Genomic DNA, 15,194 nt, shown 5'->3' on the forward strand with positions numbered 1-15,194 from the left:
GGCCCTGTGGCGCGCCAATTCACGGCGCAGCGGGGTCCAGTCAACCTGCATGGCCCGATGCCTCAACCAGCGTTTCGAGCAGTTCGGCCGTGCGGCTTGCCCCATCAAGGCCCCGCGTTTGCGGACCCCGTCGCGGATCTTGCACGACAGAATGCACGGTGTTCAAAAGTGCCTCGGGTTGCAGGTCCACAGAGTTCACAACGCGTATGCCCGCCATTTTGGCAAGTGCCGAGGCGCGCAGGGATTGCTCCACCTCGCCGCCCGCATCAAAGGGGACGAAAACTGCGGGTGTTCCGGACTGCAGGATATCGAGCGCCGTGTTGTAGCCGCACATAGATACGGAGGCTTTTGCGCGGTGCAGCATCTGGCGAAAATCCGGTCGGGCGGGTTCGATGGTGGTATTTGCCGGGCATCCTTCTTTCAGTGCCGCGCATTTTGCGGGTGCATCCGCACCACCAACCAAAACACGCCAATGCAGATCGCCGTTCAGTTTCGCAGCGCCCAAGGCAGCAGCATAAAGCGCATCGCCAACGGCCCCCCCGCCAGCGCTGACGAGTACTTCGCCTTGGCCCGGTGCATCTGGGTGCATGGGGGCGGGCGGGTTTGCGACAAATCCGCTGTATCTGAGTTTTTCCGCAATATCTTCGGTGACGGGCCAGCTTGCCGCCAGCGGTGTCACATCGGGATCGGAATGCACAATGATCGCGTCGTAAAACTCCGTGATGATGTCACGGACGCGTGCAGCCTTGGAGGGTTTGGAAGGCGGTGCCAGAATATCGCGGATCGAACAGCAAATGCGCGGTGGGTTTTTGCGTGCCTTGGCCATGTTGAGCAGTGCCAGAAACTCATCGCTCAAACTGCGCCGGCCAAAGGGAAACAATTCGGTGACAAGCACATCTGGAGCAGCCTCTTCAAATGTGCTCAGCAGCTTTTCGCGACGATCCCGCATCAGCGTTTCAGACGCGACATCCCCTTTGTCATCAAGCAGGCGGGTGAAATTCACGCCATCGGACCGCAAGGCGGGCAATTGCACCAGCGTAATACCGTCATGAGACAGGTGAGGCACGGGCATGCCGCCGGAGATCAGTGTCACCTCATGCCCTGCCTTCAGATGTGCGCGGGCCAGCACCAATGTGCGCGACAAATGCCCCGAGCCAAGCAGATGTGTCACCACGAAGAATACTTTCACCGGGCGCGCGCCTCAAGACGAACGGGATCGCCTGCCACCGTCCAGCCCGCGTCAGAGATGTTCAGGATAAACAGGCGGTCCCGTTTGATGCGGAAAGGGGCGGCACCGTCAAAGTTCCAGCCCGTGGCCTTGGCCATCAACACGCGCATGATCCCGATGTGACAGACGGCGACCGTGTCCGTGGCAAGGCGGTTGACCCATGGGGTCAGGCGCGCGCTCACATCTGCCGGGCTTTCTCCGCCGGGGGGGCGATATTCCCACCCCCAGGCTTCGATATGGCGGTAATCGGTGTCGGGATCGGCCAGCAACGCCTCCCCGCGCTTTCCTTCCCACGCACCCCAGTCCATTTCCATCAGTGCCGGTATCGTGACCGGGGTTTTGCCGCTGATCAGTTCCGCGGTTTCCACGGCACGCATCAGGGGGCTGGACACAAGCGCCGCATCGCACCACGGCTTCGGCAGGACGCGCGTGGCAAGCCCGGCCCGCGCCTCCGGATCCAGTGGGATGTCCGTGCGCCCCTGAATACGGCCTGCCCGGTTCCATGCGGTGTGGCCGTGGCGAATGAGGGCGAGCCTGATCATATCAATATCTCATCAATTGCGGTTTCAAGGGTGGCTTTGGCCGCGCTCAACAGATGATGCGTCCCGATATGGGCCCGCGCCGCCGCCCCAAGGTGCATCGTCAGTTTCGGCATTTCAAGCAGCATATCAAGCCGTGCCGCAAGTGCGTCGCTGCCAGCCTCGGGCGATGGATAATCCGCACCCGGTGCGAGGACGTCGCGGACACCGGGGCGATCCTGCGCCACGACGGCCATTCCGGCGGCCTGCGCCTCAAGGTAGGTCATGCCGAAGGCTTCGTTGACACCGGGCCAGAACAGGATCGCCGCGCGCGCATAAGCGTCTTGCAAACCCTGTGCGGACAAGGCGCCAAGCAACGCCACCTTGTCGCCGAAGGGCGCAAAAAGCGCCTCAACCTCCGCCCGCACCGGGCCATCCCCTGCGATTTCGAGGCGCCAGTCAGGCGTCTGCAGCTTGGCCAGCGTGTCGGCAATGATGCGGTAAGAAGCGAGTTTATCGCCCTTTCGGAACATGCCAACGCTCAGCATGCTGCGCTCCTTGCGACCTACAAGGGGTAAATCCTCACGCGGCAGGAACGGGCGCAGGTGGATCAGTTTTTGACCGGTGGCGGCGTAGTCGCGCAGCGCTTCTTCATCCCGGGCGGTCAGATAAAACATCACGGTGGCCGCATCGCTCGCCGCCTCTGCCGCTTGGGCGTAGTCGGCCCAGGGCCCTGACAGTCGTTTGCGCGCGCGGGTTGCCTCAACCAGCAGATAGGGGATGTTCAGCGCCCGCGCGACGGCTGGCCCGATCAGGTCGGGCGCTTTGTAATAATTGTGATAGGTGATCCAGAACCGCCATCCGGCCTGTCGCCCCTTTGGGATCAGCGTGTCGATTTCAACCGAAGCCGCCGTTTGTTTTTCCGCTTGTACCTGTGCATCCCCGGTCCCGTCGCGAGTTTGCAGGAGCGAGGCGACATCTGCCTTGACGTCGCACATCTGCAATGCGGTCAGCAAGGCGCGGGCCATGGCGCGATCCCCTGAGGGCACAGGGTGATCAGGTGGTTTCATCGGTGCGTAAAAGGCGGCGGGTATCACGCCGCGTCCTGCATCATCGTGCGCAACCGTCTGGTCAATTGATTGATGCCCGGCTGCATCTGAAACTCGGTTTTCAGCCTTTTGTAAGCCGCATCGGCAAAGGCACGGCCGCCATCTTGCCGCGCGGCAAAATCCCGGATCGCCTGCGCAAGGCTGTCCGGGGCATCATCCACCAGAATGCCATGCACGCCCGTGTCAATGAATTCCGGAATGGCAGAAACAGGGGTCGCCAGAATGGGCAGCTTTTGACTGGCGGCTTCCATCAAGACATTGGGCAGGCCGTCGCGGTCGCCATCTGCCGCAATGCGACTGGGCAAAACGAACAGGTCGGATGTGCGCATTTCTGCGATAACCTCGGGCTGATCGCAGGCGCCGCGCCATGTGATACGGTCTGCCACGCCTTTTGCAGCGGCCAGATCCTGCATCTGGTGCTTGAGTGTACCGCCGCCGATATGCGTCCAGTGCCAACGAAGTGTATCCGGCAAAAGGGCGAGCGCCTCGATCAGCCGATCAAAGCCCTTTTTCTCCACCAGCCGACCCACCGACATAAGGGCCAGTGGTGCATCCGGTGCGCGCGCCTTGCGGTGCGGCGCGTCAGGAAAGCGCGTCAGATCCAGCCCGTGATAGACCAGATCAACGCGGTCGGTCCTGTCTGCAAGGCTGCGCAAATGCTCCGCACCAAAGGCGGTGCAGGTGGCCCCGAACTGCGCCCCGAATGTCTGGGCTGATAGTTTTTCGCGCAATTCCCAGTCCGGTGAGGTCCAGATGTCCTTGGCGTGGGCGGAGAAAGACCACGGCAACCCGGTCAGGATCGCGGCATAGCGCGCGACCGACGACGGTGTGTGCAGAAAATGCGCATAGAGGCCGGTCACACCCGGCGGTAATTCGCGCGCCAAGACGCAGGCCTGACCAAACCTGCGGATGCGGTTTTCGGTTTGATCGCGCGCATAATCCGCACGAAAGCAGCGCACGGCGTCTTTGAAACCGGGCAGGCGTCTGGCGCTGAACAGCGCGCGCCGGACACGCGGCGGATCATCCTCAAGGTATTCGGGCAGGTAATTCACCCGCGCCTTCAGCCGGTCATGCAGCGGATGCGTTTTCACATCGGTCGGATGGCGCAAGGACCAGAGTTCGAGCGTCAGCCCTGCGTCTTCCAGCGCGACAAGTTCCTGCGCAATGAAGGTCTCGGACAGGCGTGGCCATCCCTTGACCAGAACGGCAAGCCGTGCGGGCGTCGTTGTCATTTCTGTGCCATCAACGCTTTGGTTCGTGCAACAACGACGTCCAGACCATCCAGCAAGCCTTCGGCACCCGCCTGCGATGGCCTTTGTTGTGTTGGCAGCCCACGGATCGCCTTGATCATGGCATCCGCGGTCATACCGTCACGGTTTTCGTCCAGCATGTGCACAAGTCCGATTTCCTCGGCGCGCGCGGCCCTGATCCATTGTTCAAGCCGGGGCACGGTGCGCGGCACGATGACCGCCCGCTGGTCAAAAGAGAGGACTTCACAGAATGTGTTGTACCCGCCCATGCAGACGACACCCTGCGCGCCCGCAAAAAGTGATTCAATGCGCCCGTCAAAGCCCACGGCACTGACGCGCCCGTTCAGCCGCGCGACCCGCTGTTCGAACGCCTCGCGCACGTCGCCGGACAAGAACGGCCCATAGATCAGCACCGCATCTGGCGACAGATCGGGGGCTTGTTCATAAGCCTGCAAGACCAGATCAACCAGCGCCGCCCCGTCACCGCCACCCCCCGGCGTGATCAGCACGTAAGGTGTATCAGGTGTTTCAACGTCATCGGTGATTTCGCGGCGCAGATAGCCCGTCCAGTGCATGCGCGCGCGGGTCTCAGGGGACAGTTGCAGACCTTCGGTCGGATCATAGACGGATCGGGGACCATAGACCCAGATTTCATCATAGAATTTCTCGGTCGCCTCGATGGCCCCTTTGCGCGCCCATTCAGCGGCGAGCACGTCGGCCTCGTCCAAGACATCGCGCAGCCCCAGCACGAGCCGGGTCTGCCCGCGTTCTGCCAACCATTCCAACGTGGGCAAAAGCTCACCGCGAAAGCCGGCGGGTTCCTTGTCAACGATCAAGAGGTCCGGGTCGTATTGTTCAACCGTACTCTGGATCAGGGCGGACCTGAGCGATGTCGTCTTGTCGATATCAAGCCCCAGCGTTTCGCTCACATAGGACCCGTCATGCAGCTTGGTAACACCCGGTAAACGGACGTGATCGACACGTTCGGGAAATGTGAAACGCCCGGCAACAGGCGATCCGGTCAGAATGATCGCGGAGGTCGTATCATCCGCTGCGGTCAAGGCGGATGCCAGTGCGCGCGAGCGGCGCAGGTGCCCCAGGCCAAAGGTGTCATGACTATAGAGCATGATGCGTCTGGCGCGCGGTTTTGCGTTGCACACGTCAGGGTCGTTGCGCGAGGCACCACCCGCCGGTCGGTTCTGAAAATTCATAACGCGCGGGCCTCGCAGTCTGACCGTGGTGTTGTGATGCTGTCAGAGGCCAAGGCAGGGTGGATGTCTATCTGGCACATTGCCCGGTCCTTGGTCCGCTCATATCGGCATTGCTTCGTCGCGATGCCTCTTTGGCACAAAAGCACCGGCAGTGCAAAACACGAATCCAGCGGTACCGCCCGGGATGTTGCGCATTTGCATTGTCTGCCAAGCTCACCTACCGTCTGTTGGAATAACTGTGTTGGACATATTCCGCGATGCGCGCCTCCCTTATCGCTCTTTTCATTGTCTTTTTGACGGCCATCCTCGCCTTGCCGGGCGACAGTCATGCACAAAGCGTCGGCTCGCTTTTTGGCACTGCCGGGGCCGCCGAAGAAGACGGCAGCGCGGATCGCATATCTGACATCATGGAAAAAGCCGCCGAAAACGGCGTTGGCGTCGTGGTCATTGATCTGGAGGGCAACGTTGTATCGACCGCGGGTCAGCCCCCGCCCAATGCCGAAGTCGCGCCGGTCGAAAGCAGCGGTTCCGCCTTGATGAAGGCACAGGATTCACTGGTGAAATTCCGCGCGACCCTCGTTCAGCGTATCCTTGGGTTGCCGGATGATTTCAACGAGGTGATCTATATCCTGCGGGCCACCAGCCCGGATGGCACCATGTGGGCCTATTTTCAGGCGCTTTACATCTCAATGGCGCTTTTTGGGGTGGGCATGCTGGTGCAGCGATATGTCTTTGGACGTTATATCGCGCGCTCCATGATCGTGGCCCGGACGCTGGAAAATCCACAGGGCTATTCGGAAAAGATGCCTTGGCTGGTGTTCCGCTTTTTCCTTGGCGTTATTGGTATTCTGGTTTCCATGGCGGTGGCCTATGCCTTGGGTGCGCTGATTTTCGGCCCCCTTGAAGATCCGGGCCTGCAGTTCACGGTCAGCGTCATCAATGTGGCGTATTTTTTGAGCCGTGCCGTGGCTGCGCTCTGGCGGATGATCCTGTCGCCCTATATGCCGCAATATCGCATCCCGCACCTCAATACGCGGGATGCAAAGCGTCTGAACTATTGGCTGGTCACACTGGGGACGTTCGATATCGTCCGGCTTCTGTTCACCCTCTGGGTGCGCGAGCTTGGGCTGAATTACGATGTCTTTGCCTTCATGGCGTCCCTGCTTGGCGCGGCTGTGGTGGTAGCCAATATCGTGATGGTACTGGTCAATCGCCGCGCACTCTCCAATGCGATCCGCAAAGGCGAGCCGCGCGAGAATTGCAGTTGGATCATCAAGGCGCTGTCGTCAATCTGGGCGCCTGCGGTGATCGCCTATATGCTCTACGCATGGTTTCAGGTCACCTATGATCTGGTGCTGGGCACGCCGCCTGCGGTGCCATTGATTGCGGGAGCCTATGCGATCCTGCTGTCGATCCTCGTGGTCTTTGGCGTAATCAACTTTGGCATCGAACGTGGTTTTGCCCGCGCCCGCGCGATCCGGGCGCTGAACCAGGGCGACCCTCAGCACACCGACGACGCAGACGATCGCTCGGAGGCGGAGGATAAAACGCAAGAGCGCATGCATTACGCGCCCAAAACAATGCGCACCTACGAGGAACTGGCGCAGCGGGTTGCGGGCATTGTGGCCTTTGTCGCGGGCGCATATGCGTTCTTCTACATCTGGGACAATAACAGCACGCAGATGGTCGAAAGCTTTGCCAATCGGCTGCTGGACGTCATGGTGATCCTGTTTATTGGCTATGTGGTTTATCACGCCTTCCGCATCTGGATCGACAACAAGATCGCTGATGAACTGGGCGATGTGAGCGAGGGCGAATTGGGTGATGAGGGCGGTGCGTCGTCTGCGTCCCGGCTGGCGACGCTGCTGCCGCTGTTTCGCAACTTTATCCTGATCGTGCTGATTGTGACCATCACGCTGATTGTTCTGATGGAGCTGGGTGTCAATGTCGGGCCGCTCTTTGCCGGTGCGGGTGTTGTGGGGGTTGCCGTGGGTTTTGGCTCACAGGCGTTGGTGCGCGATATCTTTTCGGGCGGGTTTTTCCTGTTTGATGACGCGTTTCGCAAGGGCGAATATCTGGACGTCGGGGGTGTGAAAGGCACGGTCGAAAAAATCTCTGTGCGCTCATTCCAGTTGCGCCATCATCTTGGCGCGCTGCACACGATCCCCTTTGGTGAAATTCAGGTCATGACGAATTACTCGCGCGATTGGGTGATCATGAAGCTCAAGCTGCGCGTCACCTATGACACCGACGTTGAGAAAGTGCGTAAGCTGATCAAGAAGCTGGGCGTTGAGTTGCTGGATGACCCCGTGATTGGCGAGAACTTCATCCAACCGCTGAAATCGCAGGGTGTGGTCGAGATGCAGGACAGCGCGATGATCATCCGCGTCAAATTCATGACCAAGCCGGGCGATCAATGGCTGGTGCGCAAGAAAGTCTATGAGGAAATCCGGTCGCTGTTCGAACGCGAAGGCATACATTTCGCGCATAAAGAAGTCACCGTGCGTCTTGCAGATTCCGACTCCAAGCCAGAGAACCTGACCGAAAAGGAAAAACAGGCCATCACCGCCGCCGCCCGCGCCGCGGTGGACGATGACGCACTGGAGGGCGGCGCACCCGAGACGGATGACCGCTAGGCTGCGCGGCGGCCCCGTCGTTGGGCGACAGACACATTTGACGTGTTGATCGGGATGGTGCGTATGGGCCTGTCAAAGGCGATGGCAAACACAGCTGATTATACGCCGCGGTCGTCTTGACAAGCTATTGGTGCCGCATCCTTAATCTAATTCTCGATTTGAAAAGAGGAGTTGGATTGCAGCAGGATAGTTGTTTTATGTGCCGCCACATGCCGAAACGGAGATTATCGCCCCGCGCTTGAATTCGTTTGACAGGATCAAATGCATGGCAACCATCAAAAAAACGGGCGCTCCAAAAGCGCCCGAGTAAGGTCGTCGTACGACTTGATTTATCTAGGTGCTGCTACGTTTGCGCATTGCGGCCAGTCCACCGACGCCCGCGAGCAACAGCAAAGCAGAAGCCGGCACCGGCACCGGGGTCGGCGCTGTGCCGAGCACTTCAAGGCGCGCGCTAGTTATCGTGATTGATGGATTTGCCACGAATGAATCCGCACTATTTTCAGACAGCCAAAATGTGAAAACACCCGAATTCACGGAAGTGGCAAAAGCATCCACCCCGCCACCGTCCGTGGTCGCGTCGATAACGAAAGAAATTAGGCCATCACCGGTGATGTCGTCGAAGTAATCATCCGCGGATCCGCTTGCTGAGCCCTGCACACGAATATTCCAGTCTTCTTTAACCGGGATAAATCCAAGGAACAGTCCAGATTCATTCGTGGCCCCACTCACATCCAGCGTCAGGCGAAAACTGTCGATAACTGACCCGGCAACGATATTGCTGCCGAATGCAAATGTTTCGCTGAAATCATTGTCAGCGTCGAAAAACGTCGTGCTGTTACTGCCGCTGTTCGGCGTCAAAGTCATGTCCGAAAGTGTAGCTGCGGAAGCCAGCGACGTGGTAAGAGCAAGTGCACCAGTAAGTAAAAGTGTTGTAATTTTCAAAACGTATTCCCTTCTGGAGGTCGGATTTTTCATTGTTGAGTTTGTCTCAAATTCGGAAGATGGCTTCAATATGCGGTGTTAAGTAATCCTAAAATACAATTAAAATTCAACTCATACGGGGGTTGCACTTCGTTTTTCTGAAGTTTCGATGGTAGCGAGGCGATTTGTGCTCGAAAAATTTTTGAGGTGTTGAGGTGTTGAGGTGGTCCAGTCGCGATATCATGGCCGCGTGCACCAGCTTTAGTCTTGAGATGCTGGGAAACGATTTCAGGTTGTGTGCTGAACAGGTCAACGCAGCCCTTAAACAGGTCATCAAGGCGAAGCACAGGACCGCATTATCCCCTATAGGGGTCCAGAGAGGCGCGCAGGCCGTCGCCGAGGAAGTTGAACGCCAGCACCACAAAGATGATCGGCAGCATCGGGATGGCAGTCCATGGGTAGATCTCGATCGACGCGAGGTTTTGCGCGTCATTCAGCATGACACCCCAACTGACCGCAGGCGCGCGCAAGCCCAGCCCCAGAAAGCTGAGCGCGGTTTCGCCAAGGATCATCGCCGGAATGGAGAGCGTTGCCGAAGCGATCAGATGCGACATGAAGTTCGGCAAGAGATGGCGGCGGATCACGCGCCCCGGCTTGGCCCCCATCATCTCGGCGGCGCGCACGTATTCCTCTTCACGCAGGGACAGGAATTTGGATCGCACCGCCCGCGCCAGCCCCGGCCAATCCAATATCCCCAGAATGATCGAGATGATGAAAAAGACCGACACCGGGCTCCAGTTCGACGGAACCGCGGCCGATAGCGCCAGCCACAACGGCAGTTCCGGCAGGGATCTCAGGATTTCGATCATGCGGTTGATGATCCAATCCGTGCGCCCCCCGAAGTATCCCGCAATCGACCCAAAGAAGATGCCCAGCACAAAGGAAACGGTGATCCCGATCAGACCCACGGTCAGGGACAGTTGTGCGCCGTAGAGAATGCGGCTGAACACGTCACGCCCCAACCTGTCCGACCCCCAGAGAAACACGGTCGCCCCATCGGCTGCGCAAAACAGATGGGTATTGGACGGGATAAAGCCCGCGAGCCTGTATTGCTGTCCTTCACAAAAGAATTCCAGCGGCATGGGTGTGCTGGTATCGGTTTCATAGGTCCAGCGGTAATTGACCAGATCCGCCGTGGCAGTGATCGGATAGACATAAGGCCCGATGAAGCGCCCGTCGTGCCACAGGTTGATGGATTGTGGCGGCGCATAAAGGTAATCCGCGCTGCGCTCATTCGGTGTGTAGGGCGCGATAAAGCCCGCAAAGGGCAGCATCATGTAGCTAAGCAGCAGGAATATCCCAGATATCAGACCCAGCCTGTGCCGTTTGAATTTGCGCCAAACCAGCACCCAGTTCGGCGCATCCATATCAGAGCGTTCAAGCGCGCTGAGGTCCACATCATCGGTATAGGGGGCGTCGTCGACATAGCGACCGTCTGGCATTCTTGTCATCGCCCGCGCGCCCCGTATCTGATGCGCGGATCCAGCAGCACCAGCAACAGATCAGACACCATCGTGCCGATCAGGGTCAGCAGGGCCACGAACATCAGGATGAACCCGGCCAGAAACTGATCCTGCGATTTGAGTGCCGTCAGCAGCGATGGGCCAATCGTTTGCAACCCCAGAACCACAGACACGAGCACAGAGCCTGACACCATCGCAGGCAACAGGTTGCCGATGTCTGCCACGAAAGGGTTGAACGCCATACGCAGCGGATATTTCGCCAACAGTTTCGAGGGGGCCAGCCCCTTGGCCTTGGCCGTTTCTACATAGGGCTTGCTGAGTTCATCCAGCATATTGGCGCGCAGGCGTTGCATCATCGCGGCAGCCCCGGATGTTCCGATCACAAAGGTCGGCACAATCAGATGGATCAGAATGGAATGCACCTTGTCCCACGACATCGGCTGCCCCTCGAACCTTGGGTCCATCAGGCCACCAATGGGCAGATCAAAGTACTTGTTGCCGTAGTAAAACAGCATCAGGGCGAGCAAAAAGTTCGGTGTGGCCAAGCCAAGATACCCGACGAAAGCCGCCGTATAATCGACCCATGTTTCAGAGCGCGCCGCCGCCAGAACCCCCAAGGGCAACGCGACCATATAGACAAACAGCACCGCGGCGAGGTTGACCAGTACCGTCAGCCACAGCGCGTCGCCGACGATTTCATCGACGGGGCGGTCAAATTCAAAGGACCAGCCAAAATTGCCCTGTATCAACCCGTACCAGCCCTGCGGGCCGGGGGCCATGCCAACCCAGATGAGATATTGTTCCCAGATCGGGCGATCCAGCGCATATTCGGTGCGCAGGAATTCCGCCTTTGCCACACCTTCGGCCTGACCTGTTGCGCGCAACTCGGCAATCTGGTTGCTCAGGTAATCCCCCGGAGGCAGATTGATGATCACGAAAATCAGCAGCGACACGACCCAGAGGGTCAGCAGCATCGTGATAAACCGATAGATGGCGTAGCGGAGAAACATCATTGGGTGAACTGCTGAAAGGCGTCTTCGTAGTAAAATTCGTCTATGCGGTGGATGCCGAAATGCGCCCCCGGATCCCATGCCCATTTGCCTGTTTCCGGCACATTGCGCAGGCGTTCCGAGACGACAATGGGTTGGGGGGCTTGGGCCAGTATGCCGATCCCGAACTGATTATCCGCGTGGATCGCCAGCATTTCGCGCCAGATTTCCGAGCGCAGAGCAGGGTCTGTTGTATGGCTCCAGTCGTAGCTAAGCTGCATCAGGCGTTTGGGCGCTGGCATATCGGGTGCTTCGCCGACCTCGCCACCGGTCTGATAATACTGCCCCCATTTGGGCCAGGCGAAAAATTCCTGATGTTTGGGCGCAAGATATTCCGGCGGCGTATAGGGTTGCGGCAACCCATTGTCCCAGCCGAACCAGACGGCGGCCATGCTCAGGCCTGAATAGACGCGGTTGCGCAGGATGTCGCGATCCAGCGGGCGCATGACCAGTTTGACGCCGATCTCGCGCCATGTGTCGGTGATGATCGCCAGCGCGTTTTCAACCTCCTTGCGCTCGCCCGCGGTCTCGATCACAAATTCCATCGGGCGTCCGTCGGGCAGCAGGCGGATCCCATCTGCTGTCCGCTCGGTCAGGCCCATTTCATCCAGCAATGCGTTGGCCTTGGCGGGATAGTAGACAGACCATTTGTACACATTTGCGGTGTCATAAAACGGGCTCGCGGGCAGGGCGGTCATCCCCCCCTCGGAGGCAAGGCCAAAGTAGAGCGCGCGGTTGATCATGCGCCGGTCAATGCCCATCGACAGCGCGCGTCTGAACCGCACATCGCGGATGACCTCGCGCCAGACCGGGTCCGCAAAGTTCAGGTTTGGATAAATTGCAATCTGGTTCGCCGTACTGTTCGCCCAAAGCAGCGTTTTATATCCCGCGCCATCTACCTCACCCTTCTTCAGGATGGAGATATCGGGGAAATCCAGACCGCGGGCCTGTAAATCGACCTCGCCGGCGTTGGCCTTTGCCGCGATCAGCCCGCCACCCACGACGGTCATTTTGACAATGTCGATATAGGGCAGTTGCACGCCGCGCTTGTCCACCCGGTGGTAATAGGGGTTGCGCACAAACAGCCGCTGGCTGGATTTACCAGCACTGGCGTTGATCCAGGGTTGCAGGGTGGGCAGCGCCGGATTGTCGAACTTGTACATGTTATCAAGCCCGTTGTGCAGCGCGGCCCAGGTTCTGACCCGCGCCTTCTTGATCTGTTTGCGCAGGTCTTTCTTGTCCACGAAATCGGCGTGAAACTGTTTGAGGTAATGCGCCGGTCGATAGATCAGGAAGGGGCTTGCCTGCGCAAGAAGCTGCAAGAAACCGGGGTTCGGCGTGGGCCATTCGATGACCACGGTATGCGCATCCGGGAATGTCATGCTGGCCAACACACCATCCACAAAGAGGTTTTGCGGCGGACCGGACGGGCTCAATTCCTTGTTCAGGGCAACATGACGCCAGTAGTATTCAAAGTCGGCAGAGGTGAAAGGTTGGCCATCAGACCACTTGTGTCCCCGGCGCAGGTGCAAGGTGAACTTGCGCCCTTCCTCGACTTCAACATCGCGCAGGATGTCCGGATAGATTTCATAGTTGTGATCATATCCGACCAGCCGGGCGTAGCCGTAGACGACCATCTGGCGCACGTCCTTTGAACGCGAGATCAGCGTGCGCAGCGTGCCCCCCTGTTGCCCATAGGTGCGCCCCTTCGCGGTGAGATCAACGACGAGCGGGTCAACCGGCAAACGTTCGGCAACGGGTGGCATGTTCCCGGCGGACACTTCCTGCGCCCAGAAACTGCTTTCCTGAAGAGCCGCCGGTGTCTGCGCCAGAGCGGGCTGATGCAGGCAAATGATCACGATAAGGGCAGACAGAAATCTATACATGACAACGTACCTTATGACCGGGTGCGAGTTCAGTTAACGCCGGGGCCGCGACCCCCTCAAAGCGGAATTCATCGGGCCAGCTGGCTGGTGAGCCCGCACCCTGCGATACCAGATTAAGGTCAATGGGACGGTTCACATCGGGCGTCGGCTGGGCCGCGATCAAAGCCCGCGTATAGGGGTGGCGCGGGTTGTAAAAGAGCATGTCGGGGGCGGCCTGTTCGACCACAACACCCTGACGCATGACCGCGACCTCATCGGCGATGCGCGCGACAACGGCCAGATCGTGACTGATGAACAGATAGCTCAGACCCATACGGTCGCGAATGTCCTCCAGCAGGGTCAGGATCTGTTCCTGGACCGAGACATCGAGCGCCGAGGTCGGCTCATCACACACCAGTAACACCGGGTCCAGCGTCAGCGCCCGCGCGATCGACAGCCTCTGCCGCTGCCCCCCGGAAAAGGCATGCGGAAAGCGCACCAGCATGGATGGATCAAGCCCCACCCAGCGCAGCATTTCTGCCGCCTTGTCGCGCCGCTCAGCCTTGGTGCCGATCCGGTGAATTTCCATCGGCTCCGTCATCGTTTGCGATATCCGCATGCGCGGCGACAGCGACGAATAAGGGTCCTGAAAGACCATCTGCGCCTGTTTCTGGAATCTGACCCGCTCCGCAGGCGTCATCGCGTGAATTTTCAGCGGCTCCGCGTTTGCCTCGGCGCGAAACAGGACGTGGCCGCCTTCATCTGGTGCTTCGGCCCCAAGGGCGATGCGGGCGCAGGTTGTCTTGCCCGACCCGCTTTCCCCGACAACAGCGAGGGTTTTGCCACGTTCCAGTGTCAGGTTAACCTGGTGGCAGGCGGTAATACTTTGCGGCGCACGCCAGCCGCCCGCGCGCATCGTATAGGTCTTGCAGACGCTGCGCAGTTCGAGGATGTGATCTGCGCTTTTGGTGCGTTCAACCGGATGTGCAACCTGCGGGATGGAGGGCGCGGCGGCGAAGAGTTTTTTCGTGTACCCATGTGCAGGAGCGCCCAGAACCGCCGCCGCGGGGCCACTTTCCATGATCCGGCCCTTGTTCATGACCACAACGGATTCAGCCATATTTGCCACGACACCCAAATCATGCGTGACCAGTATCACGGCCATGCCGGTGTCGCGTTGCAAATCATTGATCAGCCCCAAGACCTGTGCCTGTGTGGTCACATCAAGGGCCGTTGTTGGCTCGTCCGCGATCAACAGCTCAGGCTTGGCGACCATGGCCATCGCAATCATGGCGCGCTGGCGCATCCCGCCGGACATCTCGAACGGATAGGATTTCCAGACCCGCGCCGGGTCGGGAAAACCAACACGTTCGAATGTTTCCAACACTGATTTCTTCGCCTCCGCGCGGCTCAGGTTGCGGTGCAGCGTCAAGACTTCGGCGACCTGATCGCCCAGCCGGTGCAGCGGCGAGAGGGAGCGCATCGGCTCCTGAAAAATCATCGAAATCTGATCACCGCGAATGGCCCGCATGGCGCGTTCCTTGATCGCCAGCAGGTCAACGGTCGGCCCGCTCGCGGATGCAAAATTGATCGTGCCGCTGCGAATTTGTGCCGCCTCGGGCAGAATGCGCAGCACGGAGCGACAGGAAATGGTTTTGCCGGACCCGCTTTCTCCGACAAGTGCGAGCGTTTCACCGGGCATGACACTGAAACTCACGTCCCGCACGACCGGGTCGGCAGTACCAAAACCGATGCTCAGGTTGCATACATCCAGCAGTGGTGTCGTCATCGAGGGGCCACTTCTTCTATCTCTTCCAGCATGGCGGCGACGGGGTTAACGGTATCAGTCAACGCGATTTCTTTCCTCAGGTCCAGCGTTGAACG

General features: G+C 59.1%; 11 protein-coding genes. 1 reads left to right on the top strand and 10 read right to left on the bottom strand.

The features are described from left to right. Window positions 1-40: 40 nt before the first annotated feature. Genes RD1_RS05010 through RD1_RS05030 form a run of 5 tightly spaced genes read right to left on the bottom strand, consistent with a single transcriptional unit; the run spans window position 41 to window position 5,316 of the window. Complete coding sequence (locus RD1_RS05010; RefSeq protein WP_011567370.1) at window positions 41-1,189, bottom strand: glycosyltransferase family protein; 1,149 nt, start codon at window positions 1,187-1,189, stop codon at window positions 41-43. After that, entirely contained in the window at window positions 1,186-1,770 is a 585-nt protein-coding gene (locus RD1_RS05015; RefSeq protein ID WP_011567371.1) for a histidine phosphatase family protein, read from the bottom strand. The genes RD1_RS05010 and RD1_RS05015 overlap by 4 nt, the downstream gene beginning before the upstream one ends. Next, entirely contained in the window at window positions 1,767-2,843 is a 1,077-nt protein-coding gene (locus tag RD1_RS05020; protein WP_011567372.1) for a glycosyltransferase family 4 protein, read from the bottom strand. The genes RD1_RS05015 and RD1_RS05020 overlap by 4 nt, the downstream gene beginning before the upstream one ends. After that, complete coding sequence (locus tag RD1_RS05025) at window positions 2,840-4,087, bottom strand: glycosyltransferase family 4 protein (RefSeq protein WP_011567373.1); 1,248 nt, start codon at window positions 4,085-4,087, stop codon at window positions 2,840-2,842. Before RD1_RS05025 ends, RD1_RS05020 begins: the two co-directional genes overlap by 4 nt. After that, a complete protein-coding gene (locus RD1_RS05030) occupies window positions 4,084-5,316 on the bottom strand; it encodes a glycosyltransferase family protein (RefSeq protein ID WP_011567374.1) in 1,233 nt (410 codons plus the stop codon). The genes RD1_RS05025 and RD1_RS05030 overlap by 4 nt, the downstream gene beginning before the upstream one ends. Window positions 5,317-5,573: 257 nt before the next feature. Here RD1_RS05030 and RD1_RS05035 point away from each other — a divergent pair, with 257 nt between their 5' ends. Beyond that, a complete protein-coding gene (locus tag RD1_RS05035; protein WP_011567375.1) occupies window positions 5,574-7,952 on the top strand; it encodes a mechanosensitive ion channel family protein in 2,379 nt (792 codons plus the stop codon). Between the two features lie 333 nt (window positions 7,953-8,285). On the opposite strand, the gene RD1_RS21265 is transcribed toward RD1_RS05035, so the two are convergent. The 5 genes from RD1_RS21265 to RD1_RS05060 all read right to left on the bottom strand — a co-directional run bounded on the left by RD1_RS21265 (window position 8,286) and on the right by RD1_RS05060 (window position 15,099). Continuing rightward, the gene (locus RD1_RS21265; protein ID WP_245897195.1) at window positions 8,286-8,894 is read right to left on the bottom strand and encodes a VPLPA-CTERM sorting domain-containing protein; all 609 of its coding nucleotides are present in this window, start codon (window positions 8,892-8,894) and stop codon (window positions 8,286-8,288) included. Window positions 8,895-9,229: 335 nt separating this feature from the next. Continuing rightward, window positions 9,230-10,384 carry an ABC transporter permease gene (locus RD1_RS05045; protein ID WP_011567378.1) on the bottom strand — a complete coding sequence of 385 codons (1,155 nt, stop codon included), beginning with the start codon at window positions 10,382-10,384 and terminating at the stop codon, window positions 9,230-9,232. Then, window positions 10,381-11,409, bottom strand: coding sequence for an ABC transporter permease (locus RD1_RS05050; RefSeq protein WP_011567379.1), 1,029 nt, complete (start codon window positions 11,407-11,409; stop codon window positions 10,381-10,383). Before RD1_RS05050 ends, RD1_RS05045 begins: the two co-directional genes overlap by 4 nt. Beyond that, entirely contained in the window at window positions 11,406-13,331 is a 1,926-nt protein-coding gene (locus RD1_RS05055) for an ABC transporter substrate-binding protein (protein WP_011567380.1), read from the bottom strand. The genes RD1_RS05050 and RD1_RS05055 overlap by 4 nt, the downstream gene beginning before the upstream one ends. After that, window positions 13,324-15,099 (bottom strand): ABC transporter ATP-binding protein, encoded by a 1,776-nt coding sequence (locus RD1_RS05060; RefSeq protein ID WP_011567381.1) that lies wholly within the window; start codon window positions 15,097-15,099, stop codon window positions 13,324-13,326. The genes RD1_RS05055 and RD1_RS05060 overlap by 8 nt, the downstream gene beginning before the upstream one ends. Window positions 15,100-15,194: the final 95 nt, after the last annotated feature.

The organism is Roseobacter denitrificans OCh 114, from assembly GCF_000014045.1.
In the GTDB taxonomy this organism is placed as follows: domain Bacteria; phylum Pseudomonadota; class Alphaproteobacteria; order Rhodobacterales; family Rhodobacteraceae; genus Roseobacter; species Roseobacter denitrificans.

Excerpts from the sequence above, each read along its gene's own strand:
- RD1_RS05030 (WP_011567374.1), bottom strand. The coding sequence starts at position 5,316 with ATGAATTTTCAGAACCGACCGGCGGGTGGTGCCTCGCGCAACGACCCT.
- RD1_RS05035 (WP_011567375.1), top strand. The coding sequence starts at position 5,574 with ATGCGCGCCTCCCTTATCGCTCTTTTCATTGTCTTTTTGACGGCCATC.
- RD1_RS05015 (WP_011567371.1), bottom strand. The coding sequence starts at position 1,770 with ATGATCAGGCTCGCCCTCATTCGCCACGGCCACACCGCATGGAACCGG.
- RD1_RS05050 (WP_011567379.1), bottom strand. The coding sequence starts at position 11,409 with ATGATGTTTCTCCGCTACGCCATCTATCGGTTTATCACGATGCTGCTG.
- RD1_RS05025 (WP_011567373.1), bottom strand. The coding sequence starts at position 4,087 with ATGACAACGACGCCCGCACGGCTTGCCGTTCTGGTCAAGGGATGGCCA.
- RD1_RS05045 (WP_011567378.1), bottom strand. The coding sequence starts at position 10,384 with ATGACAAGAATGCCAGACGGTCGCTATGTCGACGACGCCCCCTATACC.
- RD1_RS05055 (WP_011567380.1), bottom strand. The coding sequence starts at position 13,331 with ATGTATAGATTTCTGTCTGCCCTTATCGTGATCATTTGCCTGCATCAG.
- RD1_RS05060 (WP_011567381.1), bottom strand. The coding sequence starts at position 15,099 with ATGACGACACCACTGCTGGATGTATGCAACCTGAGCATCGGTTTTGGT.